Raw genomic sequence first — 23635 nt, forward strand, 5'->3', positions numbered from 1 at the left:
TTGACAAACTTTTCAAAGAACTCATTTTATTTACTGCCAGAGCCGCTTAGGCGTGGCGAATTTTTAACGAACTATTGTTAAAGACGAATCTAATTTTAATACGTACTCACTTTTCATACCATATTTCTCCTATAAAATATATTTTCTCCATTAAATACGCAACTATATATTATACTTTACTTCAAGCAGCTCCAACAAATTCTTTATTTTGTTGTTGAATAAAGAATAAAAAGTGTAAATTTGTACCTAGATGCCACTGAAACTAACAACATATTATCATGGGAAGGATATTCCTGAATTGCCGGGAAAAAATACCTTCCATTCCAAAGAGTTATTTCTGATTTATGAAGCAACTCCTGGGTATACTCCTTTATTAATAGTGGCAACAGAAGACGGCAGACCGGTGGCACGCCTGCTTGCTGCCATCCGCAAAGCAAAGAAGTGGCTCCCTTCTTCTTTAGTGAAACATTGTGTAGTATATAGTGAAGGCGAATTTCTGGACGAGTCTCTTTCGACCAACAAAGAAAAGGCAGAAGAAGTCTTCGGCGATATGCTCGAACATCTCACACAAGAAGCATCGCGCAGCTGTGTCCTGATCGAATTCCGGAACCTGAACAATTCGATGTTCGGCTATCGGGTTTTCCGTGCCAATGATTATTTCCCTGTCAATTGGTTGCGGGTACGCAATTCGCTGCACAGTATGAAAAAGACGGAAGACCGGTTCAGTCCGTCGCGTATGCGTCAGATAAAAAAAGGACTCAAGAATGGAGCCAGAGTAGAGGAAGCACATACCGTGGAAGAGATACACGATTTCTCACGGATGCTGCACAAGGTTTATTCCTCCCGCATACGCAGATATTTCCCTGCCAACGACTTTTTCCGCCACATGAACGATATGTTAATCAAAGGACAACAGGCAAAAATATTCGTTGTGAAATACAAAGAGAAAATCATTGGCGGTTCTGTCTGTATCTATTCGGGAGACGACGCATACCTTTGGTTTTCGGGAGGAATGAGAAAGACATACGCACTTCAATATCCGGGTGTGCTAGCTGTTTGGAAAGCATTGGAAGACGCACACCAACGGGGATTCCGCCACATGGAATTTATGGATGTAGGACTTCCGTTCCGTAAACACGGTTATCGTGATTTCGTTCTTCGCTTCGGAGGAAAACAAAGCAGTACCCGCCGTTGGTTCCGCGTCAATTGGAGTTGGCTGAATAAACTCTTAGTCAAGTTTTATGTCTAAATGTAATCTCAAGATTACAAAACAATGTTTTATGCTCCTTTCCCACCATTTTTTCTGTTTAATAATCCAATAATTAAATGCAGAAATATTTCTTTATTAGATAAGAAATGTCTTTCTTTGTGCTGTTTTATGCCTTATAAGCACAGATTTAAAACCAAATAAAAAAAGTATAGTTATGAAGATTTCACACATTGAACATCTGGGCATTGCTGTAAAAAGCATCGAAGAAGCCCTTCCTTACTACGAAAATGTATTAGGTCTGAAGTGTTACAACATTGAAACAGTGGAAGATCAGAAAGTAAGAACTGCTTTTTTAAAAGTGGGCGAAACAAAAATTGAACTGTTGGAGCCTACTTGCCCGGAGAGTACTATTGCCAAATTCATTGAAAACAAAGGTGCAGGCGTTCACCACGTCGCATTTGCTGTAGAAGATGGCGTAGCCAATGCGCTGGCAGAGGCAGAAGGCAAAGAAATCCGCCTTATCGACAAAGCTCCCCGCAAAGGTGCTGAAGGTTTGAATATCGCTTTCCTTCACCCGAAATCAACTTTGGGTGTGTTAACAGAACTCTGCGAACATTAATCATAAACTCTAAAACCAACAAGAACTCATGAGTAATCAACTTGAAAAAATTAAAGAGCTTATTGAACGCCGTGCCGTAGCACGTATCGGAGGCGGTGAAAAAGCAATTGCGAAGCAACACGAAAAAGGGAAATACACAGCACGCGAGCGTCTGGCTATGCTGCTTGACGAGGGTAGCTTCGAAGAAATGGACATGTTCGTTGAGCACAGATGCACGAACTTCGGCATGGAGAAAAAACATTACCCGGGAGACGGTGTAGTAACCGGCTGCGGTACGATCGAAGGACGTCTGGTATATGTGTTCGCACAAGACTTCACTGTTTCTGCCGGTTCACTGTCAGAAACGATGTCATTGAAAATTTGTAAAATCATGGATCAAGCCATGAAGATGGGCGCTCCCTGTATCGGTATCAACGACTCGGGTGGTGCACGTATTCAGGAAGGTATCAACGCTTTGGCAGGTTATGCAGAAATCTTCCAACGCAATATCCTTGCTTCCGGTGTTATCCCACAGATTTCAGGTATCTTCGGTCCTTGTGCCGGCGGTGCTGTTTATTCTCCGGCTCTGACCGACTTCACGCTAATGATGGAAGGTACTTCTTATATGTTCCTTACCGGACCAAAAGTTGTGAAGACCGTAACAGGTGAAGACGTTAGCCAGGAAAACCTCGGTGGCGCAAGCGTTCACTCCACTAAATCAGGTGTGACTCATTTCACCGCTAAAACAGAAGAAGAAGGTTTCGAACTGATTCGTAAACTGTTGAGTTATATTCCTCAAAACAACCTTGAAGAAGCTCCTTATGTAGATTGTACAGACCCAATCGACCGTCTGGAAGATTCTTTGAATGATATTATCCCCGACAGCCCTACTAAACCGTATGACATGTACGAAGTTATCGGCGCTATTGTGGACAACGGTGAGTTCCTTGAAATCCAGAAAGATTATGCAAAGAATATCATCATTGGTTTCGCCCGTTTCAACGGACAATCGGTAGGTATTGTTGCCAATCAGCCTAAGTATCTGGCTGGTGTGCTCGACAGCAACGCATCTCGCAAGGGTGCACGTTTCGTGCGTTTCTGCGATGCATTCAATATTCCTATCGTATCGTTAGTAGACGTACCGGGATTCCTTCCGGGAACAGGTCAGGAATACAACGGCGTTATCCTTCATGGTGCTAAGCTATTGTATGCTTACGGTGAAGCTACTGTGCCTAAGGTTACTATCACATTGCGTAAATCTTACGGTGGTTCTCACATCGTAATGAGCTGTAAGCAACTTCGCGGTGACATGAACTACGCATGGCCGACTGCTGAAATCGCAGTAATGGGTGGAGCAGGAGCAGTAGAAGTATTGTACGCACGCGAAGCCAAAGATCAGGAAAATCCCGCTCAATTCCTTGCTGAAAAAGAAGCAGAATACACGAAACTGTTTGCCAATCCTTACAATGCAGCCAAATACGGCTACATCGATGATGTGATTGAACCACGCAACACACGTTTCCGCGTAATCCGTGCTTTGCAGCAGTTGCAGACTAAGAAATTGAGTAATCCGGCTAAGAAGCATGGTAATATTCCGTTGTAATCCTACTTTTCACATTAAAACAAGAACGATTATGAACAAAACCAAAATCGGAATATTCCTTTCTTTGCTGTTGCTGATTGGGCTGACTTCTTGTGGAGAGCAAAAGTCGAACAACAAGCTGGTACTGAACGAAATCCTGATAGACAATCAGAATAATTTTCAAGATGACTACGGATTGCACAGCGCATGGATTGAAATATTCAATAAATCATTCGGTAGCGCCGACCTGGCAGCTTGCTTGTTGAAAGTAAGCAGCCAACCGGGCGATACAGTTACTTACTTTATCCCGAAAGGTGATATACTTACATTAGTGAAGCCACGTCAACATGCACTATTCTGGGCAGATGGCGAACCTAACCGCGGTACTTTCCACACCAGCTTCAAGCTGAATCCGGAAACGGCCAACTGGATCGGTCTGTTTGACTCCGGTAGAAAGCTGCTCGACCAGATTGTAGTGCCCGCAGGTGTTCTTGGCCCCAACCAGTCATACGCTCGTGTCAGCGACGGAGCAGCGGAGTGGGAGGTAAAAGGTGGAAGTGGTGACAAATACGTGACCCCGAGTACGAACAACAAAACTCTTGACAGCAATGCCAAGATGGAAAAATTCGAAGAGCATGATGCTGACGGTGTCGGCATGTCCATCTCTGCCATGAGTGTAGTATTCTGCGGATTGATTCTTCTCTTTATTGCCTTCAAGATTGTAGGAAAAGTAGCTGTAAATTTGAGCAAGCGCAATGCTATGAAATCTAAAGGCATTGACAAGCATGAAGCTAAGGAACTGTCACAGGCTCCGGGCGAAGTTTACGCTGCGATTTCTATGGCATTGCACGAAATGCAGGATGAAGTGCACGACGTAGAAGAAACGGTACTGACCATCACTCGCGTAAAACGCAGTTACTCACCATGGAGTTCGAAGATTTACACTTTGCGTGAAACTCCTCCCAGAAAGTAAGTCACCTTTTAAAAAGTTAAAACGATGAAAGAATATAAATATAAAATCAACGGTAACTCATATAAAGTAACCATCGGAGATATTGAAGATAATATCGCTCATGTAGAAGTGAACGGTACACACTATAAAGTGGAAATGGAGAAACAGCCGAAGCCTGCTGCCAAACCTGTAACAGTACGTCCTATGCCTAATGCTCCTACTGCTCCTACTCAGGTAGTGAAACCGACTGCTCCGTCTACCGGAAAATCAGGAGTGAAATCTCCGCTGCCGGGTGTTATCCTCGACATCAAAGTGAATGTAGGCGATACTGTAAAGAAAGGACAGACCATTATCATATTGGAAGCCATGAAGATGGAAAACAATATCAATGCGGATAAGGACGGTAAGATTACTGCCATCAACGTCAACAAGGGAGACTCTGTTCTTGAAGGTAATGACCTCGTAATTATTGAATAATATGGGAGATTTTATAAACTTTTTAGGAAATAACCTCGCCGACTTCTGGACATACACGGGCTTTGCAAATGCTACTGTAGGGCATGTCGTTATGATTCTTGTGGGTTTGGGGTTCATCTATCTGGCGGTAGCCAAAGAGTTCGAACCGATGCTGCTGATTCCTATCGGCTTCGGTATGCTGATCGGTAATATACCTTTTAATATGGATGCCGGACTGAAAGTCGGTATTTATGAAGAAGGTTCCGTATTGAATATATTGTATCAGGGAGTAACTTCCGGCTGGTATCCGCCGCTCATCTTTTTGGGCATCGGCGCCATGACGGACTTCTCGGCACTTATCTCTAATCCGAAATTGATGTTGATCGGTGCTGCTGCACAATTCGGTATCTTCGGTGCTTACATGATCGCATTGGAAATGGGCTTCGACCCGATGCAAGCCGGCGCTATCGGTATCATTGGTGGAGCAGATGGCCCGACGGCCATCTTCCTTTCTTCCAAGCTAGCACCTAACCTGATGGGAGCCATTGCGGTGTCCGCCTACTCCTATATGGCGTTGGTTCCGGTGATACAGCCGCCTATCATGCGTCTGCTCACCACCAAGAACGAACGTGTCATCCGCATGAAACCGCCGCGTGCCGTTTCTCACACGGAGAAGGTTATTTTCCCGATTATCGGCTTGTTGCTGACCTGCTTCCTGGTTCCTTCCGGTCTACCTTTGTTGGGTATGCTGTTCTTCGGTAACCTGTTGAAAGAAAGTGGTGTAACCCGTCGTCTTGCCAATACAGCTAGCGGTCCGTTGATTGATACTATCACTATCCTGTTGGGTCTGACAGTAGGTGCTTCTACGCAAGCTTCCGAATTCCTGACGCTCGATTCTATCAAGATTTTCGCCCTCGGTGCATTGTCATTCATCATTGCAACTGCATCCGGTGTAATCTTCGTTAAGATATTCAATATCTTCTTGAAGAAGGGCAACAAGATCAATCCATTGATCGGTAATGCAGGGGTTTCTGCTGTCCCCGACTCTGCACGTATCTCACAAGTGATTGGTTTGGAATACGATTCGACCAACTATTTGTTGATGCACGCTATGGGTCCGAACGTTGCCGGAGTGATCGGTTCAGCTGTTGCTGCCGGTATCCTGCTCGGATTCTTGATGTAAGATATAAGGAGGCTGTTTGAACAGTTCTTAAAATAAAAAATAAGACTATCCTAAAAGCCTTGAATTTATAAAAATCACCTTTGCTACATTATAGTAGTAAAGGTGATTTTTCATTATAAGGACTTGCTGTAAAAAAGACTGTAGCTACCATGCCCCATGTATTGTATTGCGCACTGTTGTGTTACCTTCTCTTATCATTCCGTTAATCTATCCAAAATAATCTACGAATAATTCGTAAATATAATATTTTTAGTAACTTGCAGCAGATAAGTCAAACAACTAAAATAAAATATTATGAAACGGATTATCATTCTGTTCTTTCTTTGTTGTACCATTCCTCTAATAGCGCAACACACAGACCCTATTCAAGAAGCTATGGCAAACTACGATTATGAGACGGCCCTTTCTCTTATAGCTCAAAAAAAGACTACCCCTCCCCTGCTATTACAGAAAGGCAAAGCGTTGCGTGGACTAGGACTCACCACAGAGGCACTTGCTACCTATCAAGAAATTATCTGTAATGATACTACAAATACTCGTGCTTTCATTGAAGCGGCCGAATGTTGCCGAGCACTAGCTAAATACAATCAAGCACTAAAATATTATGAACATGCACTTGATCTGAATCCGGAAAACAAATATGTACGTATTCAATATATCAGCTTGCTTCTCTCCCAACAGAAGTTTAGCGAGGCGCTTGGTGAAAGTAGTCTGATGACAGAAAAAGACAGTTCCGCCATTGTCCTGCATCTACAAGCTCAAAGCTTTGAAGGAATGGGCGAACTTCTTCCCGCTGCAGGTTGCTATTACAATATCCAGGCTAAATATCCCGACGATTATCTGGCTGCCAGCAAACTAGGCGCTCTAAATATATCCGGTTCCTATTTCGACGAAGCCATCGAAGCTACAGAAAAATACCGGCAAATTGACAGTACCAACATTTCCGTCAACCGGCAGAACGCTTTAGCATACTGCTTGAAACAAGACTACCCCACTGCCATCCAACGTTATGAATATCTTGTCAGCCAAGGAGACAGTTCTTTTCATACTTGTTATTATTTAGGCATCAGTTACTATGCAGCAGAGAAGTACTACGAAGCTCATGATTTTTTGGAAGTCGCCCGTAAATATGATCCCAACAATATCAATCTCCTTTATTACCTCGGTCGCGCCTGTTCCAAAACTTCCTGGAAAAAAGAGGGCGTAGACTATCTGGAAAAAGCCATTGATCTATCCATTCCCAAAGATAGCAGTATGACTCGACTTTACATCGGGATGACCGACTGTTACAAGATGGCACAAATGTACAAAGAACAGATTGCATCCATCAAAGAACGCTACCAGCGGTATGACAAACAAAACCACAAACTATTGTATGACATGGCCTATATATACTTCTATGACTTGAAAGATAAGAAAAATGCGGAACGCTATTTGGAAGCATTCCTAAAAACACGTCCTAAAGACACTAAAGAAGAAGCGGAAATGAACGAGAGAGGCGAACTTGTTTTAGGAAAATCCAATTATTATAATGCCGCCGCCAACTGGCTGAAAGATATTCAAAGTAAACAAAAAATAGAAGACTTCTTTCAAAATTCCTCTCCACAACTTCCTCTCCCAAAGAAAGATAAATAGATAAGAACTATAAAGCAACTAAAAGGCTGCTACCGGTTTATCGGTAGCAGCCTTTCTTTTATTTATGGAATAATCCGGAGATTATTACTGTGCCAATTTGTTGTCAGAACCGAGCACATTCAGAATTTTGTGCTTGTACAGTTTTTCCATATTGTCACGAGCCGGGCCAAGATACTTACGTGGGTCGAATTCAGCCGGTTTTTCAGCGAATACCTTACGTATAGCAGCAGTCATAGCCAGACGAGAGTCAGAGTCGATGTTGATTTTGCAAACAGCAGACTTAGCAGCTTTACGCAATTCTTCTTCCGGAATGCCGATAGCAGCTTTCAGTGCACCACCATATTTGTTGATAGTTTCCACTTCTTCTTCCGGAACTGAAGATGATCCGTGAAGAACGATAGGGAATCCCGGAAGTTTTTCCATTACAGCGTCCAATACTTCGAAAGCCAATGGAGGAGGAACCATACGGCCAGTCTTCGGGTCGATGTGGCATTGTTCCGGAGTAAATTTGTAAGCACCGTGAGAAGTACCGATTGAGATAGCCAAAGAGTCGCAACCAGTGCGAGTAGCGAAGTCGATTACTTCTTCAGGGTCAGTATATGTGTGATGGTCGGAAGAAACTTCATCTTCTACACCAGCCAATACGCCAAGTTCACCTTCTACAGTTACGTCAAACTGGTGAGCGTATTCAACAACTTTCTTAGTCAATGCTACGTTTTCTTCGTAAGGAAGATGAGAACCGTCAATCATCACTGAAGAGAAACCTGAATCGATACAAGATTTGCAAGTTTCGAATGTATCTCCGTGGTCAAGATGAAGAACGATTTCCGGATGTGCGCAGCCTAATTCTTTAGCATATTCTACAGCACCCTGTGCCATGTAACGCAACAAAGTAGCGTTAGCATACTGACGAGCACCTTTAGAAACCTGAAGAATCACAGGAGATTTAGTTTCAACAGCAGCCTTGATGATAGCCTGCATTTGTTCCATATTGTTGAAGTTGAATGCTGGGATAGCATATCCACCTTTGATAGCCTTAGCAAACATTTCTCTTGTGTTTACCAATCCTAAATCTTTGTAATTTACCATTTTGTTTAAAGTTTATTGTTAGTGAATAAAAATTCTACGCAAAAGTAAGCATTATCCATCGAATAACGAACATCGGAAAGAAAAATATAGTAGAAAAAGGTTTAAATCAGACTGCAAAATTTAGCAGGAATACGAGTGTGACATTAGATTGTAATGTCCACCTTGCAAACTTTGGGATTTATGATTTCTGAATTCTGATTGATGCCTTCGGATTTATATCTCCTTATTTATACCTTATTTTTCATTCATTTGATCACCAAAATCTGCATAGCCAATCAGAAATCAGAAATTATAAATCAGAAATTTTAGAAAACCTTTTTCTATTTCACAGAAAAGCATTATCTTTGCGCTCTGAAAATGACCATTACACTATTTCTTACCAAAATAGTAACAGAATATAAATTAAAAAAACAGATACTGAAATGAAAAAAGGCCTTCATCCAGAATCATACCGTCCGGTAGTATTTAAAGATATGTCAAATGGTGACATGTTTTTGTCTAGATCAACTGTAGCAACTAAAGAAACCATCGAATTCGAAGGTGAAACTTATCCGTTGCTGAAGATTGAAATCTCAAACACTTCTCACCCGTTCTATACAGGTAAATCTACATTGGTAGATACTGCAGGTCGTGTTGACAAGTTCATGAGCCGTTACGGTGACCGTAAGAAGAAATAATTCGATCTTTCGTGAAAGATGAAAAAAGAGGAGATTCTCGCAGAGAATTTCCTCTTTTTCGTTTTCTATATTCCTTAACGTCAAGCATCATCCAACAAGAAATCGGCTATATGACGATGCCTGACACCCTCCACATTATCCTGCCACAAGCTGTCCATGCTAACTACATATTTAGGATAATGGTCGTTAATGGCGAGCAAAGGAGCAAACTCCCTCTCAACAGTTGCCTGTGAAGCTAACTGATACGTTACTTGCACATAAATCTTTTCTTCCCGACGGATGGCTACAAAATCCACTTCTTTATCATCCTGTTTGCCTACATACACTTCATAACCCCTTCTTTTCAACTCCAGACAGACCAGATTCTCCAACATACCTGCAATCAACCGGTCACGATAGCCCATCACGGAATAAATCAAAGAAAGGTCGCTTACAAAATACTTCTCATTCGTCTGCAGAATTTCCTTTCCTTTAATATCATACCGGGAAATACGTTGAATGATAAAAGCACTTTCCAATGCATTCAGATAATTATAGATGGTATTCATATCCACCTTCCGTTGCTGACTTTTGAAGTAATCGGCTATATTTTTAGCGTTCAGCTTATTGCCTATATTATCGAAAACAAACTTCACTACCCGTTCGAGCAGTTCCACATTCCGGATATTGTGACGCTGCACCGTGTCACGAAGAATGACAGAAGAATAGATGTCGTAGACAATTTTATAGATAGCCTCATATCCATAATCGGCAGTATGTATGGCCGGAAATCCTCCCATACGGAGATATTTCTGAAATTCCTCCTTCCGGTTGAGCGTCGGATCATTGGCCTGCAAGTCATGGAAAGTCAGATATTCTCTAAAAGACAAGGTCATGACATGGAAAGCGACATACCGTCCCGTTAAATAAGTTGCCAGTTCGGACGATAACATACGTGAGTTGGAGCCGGTCACATAAATATCCGTATCCAAATCTACCAGAAGTGAGTTGACCACTTTTTCCCAACCGTCCACTTCCTGAATTTCATCCAAGAGAATATAATATTTACCCGCATCTCCTGCCTGCCCCCGAATATAAGCATACAAAGCCTTCGCCTCTTTCAGATCTATCCACTGAAAACTTTCAAAATTCAGATAGATGATACGTTCTTCACGAACTCCTCTCCTCAACAGTTCGTCACGAATCAGACGCAGCACTACCGACTTTCCACTGCGACGAATACCCGTTATCACTTTTACAAACGGCTTATCTATAAAAGGAACAATTTGTTCCATATACTGTTCACGATTAATCATATTCAAAAGTTTTTAGGGTTATAAGCACAAAGATATACTATTTTCGGAAAGTTTTTAGGGTTATAAGCATAAATAAATCCATAAATTCAGATTCTTTTAGGGTTATAAGCCGAAAAATAAATAAAAGAAATATGACTGAATCCGATTTATTACCAAATAAAGAAAGTACCTTTACCCCAATAATTAATAAAAAATGGAAATAACCGATTTAAAACAAATGACAAAGGAAGAAGTTTTTAATTTCATCAGACAACGCCTTTCTTTCAGTAAAGAACTGCAAGAACAATTCAGACATGTGAATAAAGACGATCTCGCAAAAGAACATCGCAGATTCGAAATGTCCGGAAATGAATCAAAGACAGGCCAATGCACGATTTTCAACACAGCGATTCTGAACGAGTTTGCCGATCTTGGCATCTATGATTATACTTCTTACCTTTTTCTCGACTTCCACAATGGCACTCCAACCGTTTATCTCAAATATTTCTCCGAAAATGAAAATTTGGAATATACATTTACCGGATATACCACAACGGAAATCATCTTTGCAATTCTTGAACTGACTATCTTCTCCGGAAAGCCCAAAAGAAATCGCAGCTAAAAAAAAGAATTGCACGGAAAGACAATGCGAGGTCAAAAGACTTTTATGGCTTTCATTTAGGCACGGATTACACGGATTTCACGGTTCCATTAGACTAAAAGCCGCGAAATCCGTGTAATCCGTACCTAAATAATATCAATCTAATAGATGGTTTCACTTTTGGCTCCCTCCTTTTTATCATCACATTATATTTGCCACCCGTATAGCATATTTACCATCTTTATACCATACTCTCTATTCTCATACCATATTTCCTGCATTTATTTCCTCTTTTCCATCCTATTCCGAAAAAAACATATATCTTTGTCACACGCTTTCTGCCCATCAGCGTGATGAAACAGGCAAAAGCGGTTTTTATTCCTTAATGGAGTAAATAACGTATTGTCTCTCAAACTTAAAAATTAGCAGTTTTTTCACACCGAGAGATGATACAACAGATACTCCACGTAGATAGTCGTATATCAACATATCGATTAGAGATTTGTTATATATAAACGTTTGGCGTGGGTGTCTGTTGTTTATCATTATCTGGTGAAGGGTATTGCTAAGCCTTAAGTTTAGATAATGGTACAACAGCACTCACGCTTTTATTGTATCCGGTCGGTTTCAACAATCCTTATACCCCAACCAATTCCCCACCCGACCGAAATCATAAAAATCGTGGGTGTTCGTTGCACCTCTCCGGACAATACATTATTTACTCCTTTTTTTATAACACATTAAAACAAAAGCAATATGCCAAAATGGATTAGTGTAGAAAAAGCAGTGATTAAGTATCACATCGAAAAAGAAGCGATCCTGCTTTGGGTGGAAATGGGACAATTTCCTATGTTATACATAGACAATGTTCCGAACGTTGACGAAGAATGTATTCTGGAACTCTTTCGCCGAAGTAAAGCCGGCATTACAGCAGAATATATTGATACACTGGAACAACTGTGCATAGATAAAACAATGGTCTGCGAGAAATACGCCCACATTATTCAATTGAAAGAAAAGGAAATTCAGCTGCAGAAGGAAATAAATACGTTGATAAACGAAATACAGGCAGCAATGAAGAGACAAAATGAACGGATCCGGGATTTGAAAAAAGCGATTGGAGAGAATAACAACGTTATACGTAGTGACAGTTGGATAAAAAGGCTGCGCAAAAGGTTTCAATGGTGAATAATTATCAGCGTACCAATTACCATGTGGGACACAACGTAAACAATTAGCATATTGGCACATTATTGCACGGTTTTTACCACAGAGGACACAGAGGTGAATTTGGTTTATGACTTACGCTTGTGACCCTAATTTTGATGCGTAATCCTCCTCTATAAAGTTGAAAAAACATGAAAACATCTGCCACCTGCAACCAAACGCGTGTAATGCACTAGTTGATAAATAGTTAGAGCGTTGCAGATACCTGCGGCAGATAGGTTGCAGATAAAGTATCTGCAACACAGTATAAACCTTACATAAGCTAATTCTCCAGGAGGGCAAAAGTTTATTGTATACATAAACTTCCCGTTTCCAGGCGGGGAACTGTCGTTTCCGGCATTAGAAATTACAATTTCCACGGCAGGAAACGAAAGTTTCTAAGACGGGACACTACAGTTTCCACGTAAGGATACTGTCGTTTCCCCGTAGAGACACCACCATTTCTCCATAGAGTCACCCCAATTATCCCATAGCTTTGCACAAAGGAATCAAGGCTTTTTCTTTGATTATATAACGTGTTGCAGATACTTTATCTGCAACCTATCTGCCACAGGTATCTGCAACGTTCCAACTATTTATTAACTAGTGTATTACACGCTTTTCGTTGCAGGTGGCAGATGTTTTTATGTTTTTCAACTTTATAGTAGGAAAAAATTTCATTCATTTCTGCACCGTTTCATTCATTTTTGCACTGAAATGAGCAAAATAGTGCGATTTTAGTTTATTTCTGCACACTTCTTTGCTAAATGGGAATTTATATTTCACTACAGAGGACACGGAGGACACAGAGGTTAACTATTTTTTATTCACTATAGAGTAATACAGAGTAATCGTATTTATCGCTCTGTTTTGCTTACGGAAAGAGAGAGAAGAACTCTGTGTCCTCTGTGGTGAACTCGTAAAGTTCCCGTTTTTTTTGTGTTCCATATAAAGGTTAAGAGGCAGGATATGAAAAGACAGGAATGTTGAACATAAATAAACAGGAGTTGTTTTAGTATATTATTCGCTATTTATCAACGCAAAACCTCTAAACATCAACGTGGTATATGAAAAAGAATTTTGGATTCGTCCTGGCGGCTGCAATCTTGCTTGCTGGCTGCGGACAGAAAAAAGAAACGACAACGACAACTGCACGTCCCGTAAAGACTACGATTGTCGAGTCAAGATCGATTATCAGAAAAGATTTCTCGGGAATCGTGGAAGCGGTGGAATATGTGAAGCTGGCTTTCCGAGTCAACGGACAAATCATCCAGCTTCCTGTCATCGAAGGACAGAAAGTGAAAAAAGGACAGCTCATCGCAGCTATCGACCCCAGAGACATTGCGTTGCAATATGCCGCTACGAAATCGGCATACGAAACGGCTTCGGCACAAGTGGAACGTAACAAACGGCTCCTCTCCCGGCAAGCGATCTCCGTACAGGAATATGAAATCAGCCTCGCCAACTTCCAGAAGGCGAAGTCTGAATACGAACTATCTGCCAACAATATGCGCGACACCAAGCTGACAGCTCCTTTCGACGGTTCTATCGAAAAACGACTGGTGGAAAACTATCAGCGTGTCAACTCCGGTGAGGGTATCGTGCAGCTTGTCAATACACACAATCTGCGTATCAAATTCACCATTCCGGATGCGTATCTTTATTTGTTACGCGCCAAAGACCCGCGTTTCCTTGTAGAGTTCGACACATTTAAAAGACACGTGTTTCAAGCGAAACTGGAAGAATATCTTGATATTTCTACGGATGGCACAGGAATTCCGGTCAGCATCACGATTGACGATCCGTCATTCGACCGCGATCTGTATGCTGTGAAACCCGGTTTCACGTGCAGCATCCGTTTCACGGCAGATGTAGGTCCGTTGGTGCAGGATAGCTGGACGATTGTACCGCTTAGTGCCGTATTCGGCGAAAGCGAAGGGAATAAAATGTATGTCTGGGTGGTAGAAGACAATAAAGTCCACAAACGGGAAGTAACCGTCAACGCCCCGACCGGAGAAGCACAGGCGCTCATCTCGGAAGGTTTGAAACCCGGTGAAAAAATCGTCATAGCAGGCGTATACCAACTAGTAGAAGGAGAATCTATCACAACTGTTGACAGGTGATAGTTGATAAATGATTAAGTATCATTTATCCGCTGTCATTCATCAATTATCAACGATCATTTATTATGAGTTTAGCCAAATATTCATTAGATAATACGAAAATCATCTATTTCTTTCTTGCTGTATTGCTGATTGGGGGAATCACTTCCTTCGGCAAGCTGGGTAAGAAAGAGGATGCTCCTTTCGTCATAAAGTCGGCGGTTATTATGACCCGCTATCCGGGTGCCGAACCGGCAGAAGTGGAGCGGTTGATTACCGAGCCTATCTCTCGTGAAATTCAAAGTATGAGCGGTGTGTACAAGATAAAATCGGAATCGATGTACGGGCTCTCAAAAATCACATTCGAGTTGCAACCTTCCTTGTCGGCAAGCTCCATTCCGCAGAAGTGGGATGAGTTGCGACGGAAGGTGCTAAATATACAGCCACAATTGCCGAGCGGTGCTTCCGCACCGACGGTTTCCGATGATTTCGGCGACGTGTTCGGCATCTATTACGGTCTGACGGCGGACGACGGTTACACATACGAAGAGATGCGCAACTGGGCGGAACGAATCAAGACACAGGTAGTGACGGCGGACGGGGTGATGAAAGTCGCCCTATTCGGGACGCAGACGGAGGTGGTCAATATTTTTATTTCCACCAATAAGCTCGTAGGTATGGGCATCGACCCGAAACAGCTTGCCAGTCTGTTGCAATCGCAGAACCAGATTATCAATACCGGAGAAATCCGTGCCGGCGAACAACAGCTACGAGTGACTGCCAACGGTATGTATACCACCGTAGACGATATCCGCAACCAGGTGATTACCACCAAAGCCGGACAGGTGAAACTGGGCGATATCGCCGTCATCGAAAAAGGATACATGGACCCTCCATCCAACATCATGCACGTGAACGGCAAACGTGCCATCGGCATCGGCGTCTCCACCGACCCGCAACGGGACGTGGTGCAGACGGGCAAGAACGTGAAAGCCAAACTGGACGAATTGTTGCCACTGATGCCTGTGGGACTGGAACTGCAAAGCCTGTATCTGGAGAACGAAATTGCCAACGAAGCCAACAACGGATTTATCATCAATCTGATCGAATCGATTCTGATTGTAATTGTGATTATCATGTTGGTGATGGGTTTGCGCGCAGGTGTGCTGATCGGCTCGTCACTGATTTTCTCTATTGGCGGCACATTACTTATCATGTCTTTCTTCGGTGTCGGACTGAACCGTACATCATTGGCGGGATTTATCATCGCCATGGGGATGCTGGTGGATAACGCCATCGTGGTAACGGACAACGCACAGATTGCCATCGCCCGCGGAGTAGACCGGCGGAAAGCGCTGATAGACGGCGCAACCGGTCCGCAATGGGGATTGCTTGGGGCTACGTTCATCGCTATCTGTTCGTTCCTCCCACTCTACCTTGCTCCTTCTGCCGTGGCAGAAATCGTGAAACCGCTTTTTGTGGTGCTTGCCATCTCGCTAGGATTGAGCTGGGTGCTCGCGCTGACGCAGACCACTGTTTTCGGTAATTTCATCCTGAAAGCGAAAGCAAAGGACGGCACGAAAGACCCGTATGACAAACCGTTCTATCACAAATTCGCCTCCATCCTCCGCACGCTGATTCGTAGGAAAACATTGACACTGGGTTCGATGGTAGTGCTCTTTGTTGCTTCGCTGGTTATCATGGGAATGATGCCGCAAAACTTCTTCCCTTCTCTCGATAAGCCTTATTTCCGGGCGGACGTGTTCTATCCCGACGGGTACAGCATCAATGATGTAGTGAAAGAGATGAAATCCGTGGAAGAGCATCTGGCAAAGCAGCCGGAAGTGAAGAAAGTGTCGATCACCTTCGGCAGCACACCGCTAAGGTATTACCTGGCTTCTACTTCGGTAGGTCCGAAACCGAATTTTGCCAATGTATTGGTTGAATTGACGGACAGTAAATATACAAAAGAGTATGAAGAAGATTTCGACGCGTACATGAAGGCGAATTATCCGAATGCGATTACCCGTACCAGTCTGTTCAAACTGTCGCCTGCGGTGGATGCCGCTATCGAAATCGGGTTTATCGGTCCGAATGTAGACACGCTTGTGGCGCTCACCAACCAGGCTTTGGAGATTATGCACCGGAATCCGGATTTAATCAATGTACGCAATTCGTGGGGAAATAAAGTTCCTGTATGGAAGCCTGTATATAGTCCCGAACGGGCGCAACCGTTAGGGGTATCGCGTCAGGGAATGGCACAAAGTATCCAGATCGGAACCACAGGCATGACGCTTGGAGAGTACCGGCAGGGCGATCAGGTGCTTCCTATCTTATTGAAGGATAACACGGTGGATTCGTTCCGCATCAATGACCTGCGCACGTTGCCCGTATTCGGCACGGGGAATGAAACGACCAGTCTGGAACAGGTGGTATCGGAATTTGATTTCCAATATCGTTTCTCGAATGTGAAGGATTACAACCGGCAAATGGTGATGATGGCGCAATGCGATCCGCGTCGCGGAGTGAATGCGATTGCTGCTTTCAATGAGGTTTGGCCGCTGGTGCAGAAAGAGATTAAAGTGCCGGAGGGGTATACGATGAAGTATTTCGGGGAACAGGAAAGTCAGGTGGAGTCTAACGAGGCGTTGGCCAAGAACTTACCGTTGACGTTCTTCCTGATGTTCGTCACGCTGTTGTTCCTGTTCAGGACGTATCGTAAGCCGACAGTGATCTTGTTGATGTTACCGCTTATTTTTATCGGTATCGTTTTGGGATTGGTGTTGCTAGGCAAGTCGTTCGACTTCTTCTCCATCCTTGGTTTGCTCGGACTGATTGGGATGAATATCAAAAATGCGATTGTACTGGTGGAACAGATTGATCTGGAGGCTAAAACGGGCAAAAAGCCGTTGGATGCTGTTGTCAGTGCTACAACGAGTCGTATTGTCCCCGTAGCAATGGCGTCCGGCACTACCATTCTGGGTATGTTGCCATTGTTGTTCGACGCGATGTTCGGCGGCATGGCGGCTACGATTATGGGAGGTTTGTTGGTGGCTTCGGCACTGACATTGTTTGTTCTTCCGGTAGCTTATTGTGCCATTCAGAGAATCAAAGGCTAATTGCCTTCTCTTACATGAAACTTGAATTTATTGTTTAGATTGAATAAAATGAAAACTCAACTTATAACTCTGTCTCTGCTGTTCCTCGGTCTCACTGCCAGGGCACAGCAGCCCTATCTTAGCCGGGAAGCTTACCGGGATAAAGTGGAAGCTTACAGTCAAATTCTGAAGCAACAGAAACTAAAGACGATGGCAAGTACGGAAGCACGGAAGATTGCTCACACAGGATTCTTGCCCAAAATTGATATCAATGCGGACGGGACCCTCAACATGAGCGACCTTAATGCCTGGAACGAACCGGTAGGCGAATACCGCAACCACACCTATCAAGGTGTATTTATCGTCTCGCAACCGTTGTACACGGGCGGGGCACTCAACGCCCAGCACAAGATTGCCAAAGCGGATGAAAGGCTAAATCAACTAAATGAGGAGCTTACCATCGACCAGATTCATTATCAGAGCGATGCAGTTTATTGGAATGCTTCCGCTTCACAGGCTATGTTGCAGGCGGCGGACAAGTATCAAAGTATTGTGAAGCAACAGTATGACATCATTCAGGATCGTTTCAACGACGGGATGATTAGTCGAACGGACTTATTAATGATTTCCACCCGGTTGAAAGAAGCGGAATTGCAATATATCAAGGCGCGTCAGAACTATACGCTGGCGCTGCAAAAGCTGAATATCCTGATGGGAGAAGAGCCGAACAATCCCGTAGACAGTCTGTACACGATTGACACGGCTTCCGCTCCGGTGCAGATACTTTCTCTGGAGAATGTACTGCAACGTCGCGCGGATTACGAAAGTACGGAAGTAAACATCATGAAAAGTCAGGCGCAACGCAAAGCGGCTCTTAGCCAGTTCAACCCGCAATTGAATATGTATTTCAGCGGTGGATGGGCTACAGCTACACCTAACCTCGGTTATGATGTTTCTTTCAATCCCATCGTCGGCATTAACCTGAATATACCGATCTTCCGTTGGGGAGCCCGGTTCAAAACAAACCGTCAGCAGAAAGCGTATATCAGCATACAGAAACTGCAACAAAGTTATGTGACGGATAATATCAACGAGGAACTTTCTGCCGCCCTAACCAAACTGACGGAAACGGAATATCAAGTGAAAACCGCCAAAGAGACTATGAATCTGGCTAATGAAAATCTTGATTTGGTTTCTTTCTCGTATAATGAAGGAAAGGCAAACATGGTGGATGTGCTCTCCGCGCAATTGTCATGGACGCAGGCGCACACCAATCTGATTAATGCGTATCTGTCGGAAAAGATGGCGGTAGCGGAATACAGAAAGGTTATCAGTGAATAAATTTAGAAACAAAAGAAACTTGTTCACAAAGTCTTAGTCTTATAAAAGAAAATCGTCCTGCCATCACGCAACCGTGAAACAGGACGATTTCTTTTTATATCATAAGGACTACAAAATACCGTTTTGCTTCAGGATATCTTCTATTTCCTTATCTGTGATATTTGCACGTTCTGACTTATCATAAATAGTGAGCAATTTTATCTCTGTATCTATTTCTGTCCAGATTATCGTATAGGTTATCACCCGTGCACCTCCACTTTTACCTTTATTTTTCGAAGTTATCGCTATACGTATTTTACGAAGATTATTGCCCAAACTGACTCCTTGTTCAGGATTTAATAACAAATCATTTCCAAAATTCCTAAGATCTTCTTTCAACGATTTATACCGTTTTGACAAATGCTTCATTTCCCTTAAAAATTCGAGGGTAACGCTTATTCTATATTTCATTAAGGGCATCATCTAATGACTTAAACTCCAACTTACCCTCCAGATTCAGTTTCAGTTCCTTACACGCCTGATCTAAGCTTGCCAGAATCTCCGCCTTTGTCTGGTAGGGAGCTGCTTCCTCTGCGACAACATTCGTTTGCTCTTCTTCACAACTCAACATCGATTTCACTCTCCGCAGAATAGCGACATCATCCACATCCAGAATCCGCCGAATCAGTTCGTTCTTTTCGGCTTCCAATGACATTGCACTCATACGCTTGCTATTTTTACTGTTATACATTCACACAAAGATAACGCTATCAAACGAATCTTCCAAGTGTGAATGTATAAAAAGTCTTTTTCAGGCAGGAATTACCTTACGCAAGGAAGGAGATCAACACACCCGCAGCTACGGCAGAACCGATTACTCCGGAGATGTTGCTTGCCATGCAATACTGCAATACGTGATTCTTCGGATCGTATTTCAAAGCAATCTCATTGGCTACACGGCTCGCCATCGGAACGGCACTCAAACCAGTGGCGCCGATAAGCGGATTGATTTTCTTCTTCGAGAAGAGATTTACCAGTTTCACAAAGAAAATACCACCGGTTATAGAAAGTGCAAATGCAAGGAATCCACCGATCACAATACCGATTGTTGTCCAGTTGAGGAATGCTTCGGCTGTCATCGTTGCTCCTACGGACAGTCCGAGGAAGATGGTGGCAGCATTCATTATGCTATTGGAAGCGGCATCGAACAAGCGGAATGTGTTGGTTCCGATTTCTTTCACCAGGTTACCAAACATCAACATCCCCACCAAAGGCACTGCACTTGGCACAAAGAGGGCAACAATAGTAGTTACCACGATCGGAAAGATAATCTTCAATACACGCAGGTTCTTGATTTCAGTCTTCGAAGGGTACTTCTTTTCCTGTTCTTTCATGTTGATGCTCAACTCTTTCTTCGTACAGAACAGCTTCACTACCAGCGGAATAATCACCGGAACGAGCGCCATGTACGAATAAGCGGCAATGGCAATCGGGCCCAGCAAATGCGGCGCCAGTTTGATGGTGGTAAAGATGGCTGTCGGACCATCCGCGCCACCGATAATGCCCAGAGAAGCGGCTTCCTGTGGAGTGAATCCCATCAGGATGGCTACCAGCAATACGGTAAAGATACCCAACTGTGCAGCTGCACCGAATATAGAAAGATGCAGGTTACGCAACATCGGCCCGAAGTCCGTCAGCGCACCGACACCCATAAAGATGATCGGAGGCAGGAAACCTGTTTTAATCAACATATAGTAGATGAAGTTCATGATTCCCAGTTCGTGGGCAATGTCATGCAAAGGCATTTCCCAGATGTTCTTCAACACTCCGTTTACCATCACCATACCATTTTCGTCGGCCTGAATCACGCCCATATCTCCTCCGGGGAAGTTGGCTAGCAACACACCGAAAGCGATGGGGACAAGCAGCAACGGCTCGTACTGTTTCTTAATACCCAAATAGAGCAGAACGAACGCGATGGCATACATTATCAGGAACTGCGGTTCGGCAATGATATTGCTGAACGCAGTCATGTCATATAAGTTCTCAAATATTTCGTTCATTATCCTATCTTCATTAATACGTCATCTTCTGAAACAGCATCTCCCGGGTTGACACAGATAGCAGTCACTGTACCGCCAAACTCTGCACGGATGGCATTGTAGGTCTTCATCGCTTCTACATAGCAGATTACATCACCTTCTTTCACAGTGTCACCTACTTGCAAAGGAGTTTCCTGCGCACCTTTCACTAAGAAGAACTTGCCTTCCAACGGAGAAAGTACTTCTTTACCCTCTCCTGCCGGAGCAGCGGCAGCACCCGCAGGAGCAACAGGTAGTTCGGCATCACCGTATGCTACCGTCACACGATAAGCCTGTCCGTCCACTTGTACGGTCAGTGTCTTCGGTTTGGCATCTTCTTCCGGAGATTTATCTTTTTCGGCACGACGTTTGGCTACGTCTTCCAGGAAGTCTTCTTTTGCTTTGCCACTCTTGTAAGCCTCATATTGAGCCGGGTGCATAGCATATTCGAAGAGTTCTTCGTCGTCCTGTCCCACTTCCCATTTGTTCTCTTTCATCAGTTTGCGATATTTGTCGAGGGCATCGGGATAGTTATTCTGCGGATCACCTTCAAAGAACTTACGGCCTTCACGCTCTGCCTTTTCAATGATTTCGGGAGCAAGTTTGCCCGGCAGACGTCCGGCTTTACCCAGAATCATATCCCAAATATCATCGGCAATCATTCCCCAACGTTCTTTTCCTTTTTCCATGGCCATCACATTCATCATGGCGAGGTTCTTCACGTATTGGCTGAACGGAGTCACCAATGGAGGATAACCGACACGAGGCCATACGTAAGCTACTTCATCAAAGAGCTTGATGAGCAACTGGTCTTGCGTCATAAACGGCAGATTATGTTTTGCCTTATATTTATTGATTGATTCCAGATTGGATTCAAGGTCGGCCATCAAACTACCCATCATACCGCCGGGAAGTCCGGGAGCAATCAGCAAGGAGTTCATCAGGCGGTTTTTCGGGCTGATATACAAGCCGAGGAAGTCGTCCATAAATTCCTGAATCATGCCGCGCACTTTCATGTAGGCTTCCATATTGATTTCGGGCACTTGATATCCGGCGTCTTTCAGCATCGCCTGCACACTAAGCAAGTCAGCATGGCCTGTTCCCCATGATAGTGGTTCCATGCCTACGTCGATGTAGTCGCAACCGGCTTCGCATACTTCGAGGATGCTTGCCATATTGAATCCGGGACCTGCATGACTGTGATACTGAACGGGGATTTCGGGATGTGCCGCCTTGATATTTGCTACGATCTTACCTAACGATACGGGACGACCGATACCTGCCATGTCTTTGATACAGATTTCGTCTGCTCCCAGTTTGATGAGTTCCAGCGCCATATTGGTGTAGTACTCTACGGTATGGATAGGCGAATGAGTGATGCAAAGCGAGCATTGCGAAATCATGCCTGCTTCCTTTGCGTATGTGATGGAAGGAGCAATGTTACGCACGTCGTTCAATCCGCAGAACGTACGGGTAATGTCTGTTCCTTGTGCTTTCTTTACTTTGTAGAATAATTTGCGGACGTCTGCCGGAACGGGGCTCATACGGAGTCCGTTCAGTGCGCGGTCGAGCATGTGGGTTTGAATACCGGCTTCGTGGAACGGTTTTGTCCATTCGCGTACCGCTTTATTCGGGTTTTCACCAAACAATAAATTTACCTGTTCAAAACCTCCGCCGTTTGTTTCTACGCGGGCAAAACAGCCCATTTCAATGATGGCAGGAGCTACCTTTACGAGTTGGTCTACACGAGGTACGTATTTTCCGGCAGATTGCCACATATCTCGGAAAACCAAACTAAACTTTACTTCTCTTTTCATGTCTTTCAGTGATATTCTTTATAGATTTATAATTTTTCTACTTTAGTGATTTTTCCTTTACCTTGTGTCACCACATTTACAGCAGCTGTAATGGCGGCTAAGATGTTTCCCGGAACAGGGGCAGGACCTTGCGATGCTTCCCGCTTCACAGGAACCACTTCTTCAGGAGCATACTTGTTGACTAATGTAATCAACAACTTACCTAAATAAATCACAATCAGCAGAATAACAAACACGGTAGCCATTCCGACCACCATCAGCAGGATCGCTGTTTCGATATTTTCCATATAATAAACTATTAGTATTTTAAGTTGTTCGTCTAAAAAGCGTCCGAAAATACCAAATTTTTATTATAAAATAAATTAAGAAAGGAATATAATGTATAAAAACGTCATTTCTCTGATTGGAAAACTGGGGAAGTTTATGATTTATAATTTATGATTTATGATTTATGATTTAGCGTGCCATCCACATCTAAACTAAATTCCCATTTATCTTATTTACTATCTGCTTCTATTGCACAACCCAAATAGTAAATGGTAAATAGTCCAATAGTAAATCGTCCTATCTATCGTTTCTACAAAAAAATGTGAGAGAAAGCCCCTCAACTTTCTCTCACATTCTGATAAAACAATTATTAAATAAAAATACTCAATGATAGACCGGTTCAGCCCTTTTCTGGTTTCATACTCTCTTAACCTACTATTAAACTACCAGATAAAACCGGTCTTGTTAAACCTCTCATGGGCCATCA

Annotated in this window: 20 protein-coding genes; 13 read left to right on the forward strand and 7 right to left on the reverse strand. The window is 43.4% G+C overall.

The genetic code is table 11. The annotated features are described in order from the left end of the window. Positions 1–250 precede the first annotated feature (250 nt). From AB5217_RS21260 to AB5217_RS21290, 7 genes are all read left to right on the forward strand, one after another. Complete coding sequence (locus AB5217_RS21260) at positions 251–1249, forward strand: GNAT family N-acetyltransferase (RefSeq protein WP_032843805.1); 999 nt, start codon at positions 251–253, stop codon at positions 1247–1249. A gap of 175 nt (positions 1250–1424) precedes the next feature. Next, the gene (gene mce, locus AB5217_RS21265) at positions 1425–1829 is read left to right on the forward strand and encodes a methylmalonyl-CoA epimerase (protein WP_004311398.1); all 405 of its coding nucleotides are present in this window, start codon (positions 1425–1427) and stop codon (positions 1827–1829) included. A 28-nt stretch (positions 1830–1857) separates the two neighbouring features. Further along, complete coding sequence (locus AB5217_RS21270; RefSeq protein ID WP_004327014.1) at positions 1858–3411, forward strand: acyl-CoA carboxylase subunit beta; 1554 nt, start codon at positions 1858–1860, stop codon at positions 3409–3411. Between the two features lie 31 nt (positions 3412–3442). Continuing rightward, the gene (locus AB5217_RS21275; RefSeq protein ID WP_004304405.1) at positions 3443–4363 is read left to right on the forward strand and encodes an OadG family transporter subunit; all 921 of its coding nucleotides are present in this window, start codon (positions 3443–3445) and stop codon (positions 4361–4363) included. A gap of 24 nt (positions 4364–4387) precedes the next feature. Beyond that, on the forward strand, positions 4388–4819 hold the full coding sequence (locus tag AB5217_RS21280) for an acetyl-CoA carboxylase biotin carboxyl carrier protein (protein WP_004304406.1): 432 nt from the start codon (positions 4388–4390) through the stop codon (positions 4817–4819). A gap of 1 nt (position 4820) precedes the next feature. Beyond that, positions 4821–5981 carry a sodium ion-translocating decarboxylase subunit beta gene (locus tag AB5217_RS21285; protein WP_004304407.1) on the forward strand — a complete coding sequence of 387 codons (1161 nt, stop codon included), beginning with the start codon at positions 4821–4823 and terminating at the stop codon, positions 5979–5981. Between the two features lie 294 nt (positions 5982–6275). Beyond that, complete coding sequence (locus tag AB5217_RS21290; RefSeq protein WP_032843807.1) at positions 6276–7616, forward strand: tetratricopeptide repeat protein; 1341 nt, start codon at positions 6276–6278, stop codon at positions 7614–7616. Between the two features lie 84 nt (positions 7617–7700). On the opposite strand, the gene AB5217_RS21295 is transcribed toward AB5217_RS21290, so the two are convergent. Further along, positions 7701–8705 (reverse strand): class II fructose-bisphosphate aldolase, encoded by a 1005-nt coding sequence (locus AB5217_RS21295; protein WP_004327016.1) that lies wholly within the window; start codon positions 8703–8705, stop codon positions 7701–7703. Positions 8706–9127: 422 nt separating this feature from the next. On the opposite strand from AB5217_RS21295, the gene AB5217_RS21300 reads away from it, so the two are divergent. Then, positions 9128–9382, forward strand: coding sequence for a type B 50S ribosomal protein L31 (locus AB5217_RS21300; RefSeq protein ID WP_004300906.1), 255 nt, complete (start codon positions 9128–9130; stop codon positions 9380–9382). An 80-nt stretch (positions 9383–9462) separates the two neighbouring features. Here the strand turns inward: AB5217_RS21300 and AB5217_RS21305 are convergent, their stop codons facing one another. Continuing rightward, on the reverse strand, positions 9463–10677 hold the full coding sequence (locus AB5217_RS21305) for an ATP-binding protein (RefSeq protein ID WP_032843809.1): 1215 nt from the start codon (positions 10675–10677) through the stop codon (positions 9463–9465). Between the two features lie 193 nt (positions 10678–10870). On the opposite strand from AB5217_RS21305, the gene AB5217_RS21310 reads away from it, so the two are divergent. The 5 genes from AB5217_RS21310 (at position 10871) to AB5217_RS21330 (ending at position 19004) form a co-directional block, all read left to right on the forward strand. Next, entirely contained in the window at positions 10871–11278 is a 408-nt protein-coding gene (locus tag AB5217_RS21310; RefSeq protein WP_004304410.1) for a hypothetical protein, read from the forward strand. A 735-nt stretch (positions 11279–12013) separates the two neighbouring features. Beyond that, positions 12014–12445 (forward strand): hypothetical protein, encoded by a 432-nt coding sequence (locus AB5217_RS21315; RefSeq protein WP_004314211.1) that lies wholly within the window; start codon positions 12014–12016, stop codon positions 12443–12445. 1085 nt (positions 12446–13530) lie between these two features. Further along, entirely contained in the window at positions 13531–14586 is a 1056-nt protein-coding gene (locus tag AB5217_RS21320) for an efflux RND transporter periplasmic adaptor subunit (protein ID WP_368112675.1), read from the forward strand. Between the two features lie 65 nt (positions 14587–14651). Further along, positions 14652–17684 (forward strand): efflux RND transporter permease subunit, encoded by a 3033-nt coding sequence (locus tag AB5217_RS21325; protein WP_004314201.1) that lies wholly within the window; start codon positions 14652–14654, stop codon positions 17682–17684. Between the two features lie 48 nt (positions 17685–17732). Further along, positions 17733–19004, forward strand: a complete 1272-nt coding sequence (locus AB5217_RS21330) for a TolC family protein (RefSeq protein ID WP_182422560.1) — start codon at positions 17733–17735, stop codon at positions 19002–19004. Positions 19005–19112: 108 nt separating this feature from the next. On the opposite strand, the gene AB5217_RS21335 is transcribed toward AB5217_RS21330, so the two are convergent. From AB5217_RS21335 to AB5217_RS21355, 5 genes are all read right to left on the reverse strand, one after another. Continuing rightward, complete coding sequence (locus AB5217_RS21335) at positions 19113–19454, reverse strand: type II toxin-antitoxin system RelE/ParE family toxin (protein WP_004300933.1); 342 nt, start codon at positions 19452–19454, stop codon at positions 19113–19115. Continuing rightward, the gene (locus AB5217_RS21340; RefSeq protein WP_004304421.1) at positions 19444–19707 is read right to left on the reverse strand and encodes a hypothetical protein; all 264 of its coding nucleotides are present in this window, start codon (positions 19705–19707) and stop codon (positions 19444–19446) included. The genes AB5217_RS21335 and AB5217_RS21340 overlap by 11 nt, the downstream gene beginning before the upstream one ends. A 103-nt stretch (positions 19708–19810) precedes the next feature. Continuing rightward, entirely contained in the window at positions 19811–21046 is a 1236-nt protein-coding gene (locus tag AB5217_RS21345) for a sodium ion-translocating decarboxylase subunit beta (RefSeq protein WP_004300937.1), read from the reverse strand. Next, on the reverse strand, positions 21046–22881 hold the full coding sequence (locus tag AB5217_RS21350; RefSeq protein ID WP_008774794.1) for a biotin/lipoyl-containing protein: 1836 nt from the start codon (positions 22879–22881) through the stop codon (positions 21046–21048). Before AB5217_RS21350 ends, AB5217_RS21345 begins: the two co-directional genes overlap by 1 nt. Positions 22882–22907: 26 nt before the next feature. Further along, positions 22908–23168, reverse strand: a complete 261-nt coding sequence (locus tag AB5217_RS21355; RefSeq protein WP_004300941.1) for an OadG family protein — start codon at positions 23166–23168, stop codon at positions 22908–22910. Between the last annotated feature and the right edge of the window lie 467 nt (positions 23169–23635).

Origin of the sequence: Bacteroides sp. MSSM.1001136sp1_RTP21357st2_D2_RTP21359_211015 (genome assembly GCF_040913205.1) — a bacterium.
Classification (GTDB): Bacteria; Bacteroidota; Bacteroidia; order Bacteroidales; family Bacteroidaceae; genus Bacteroides; species Bacteroides ovatus.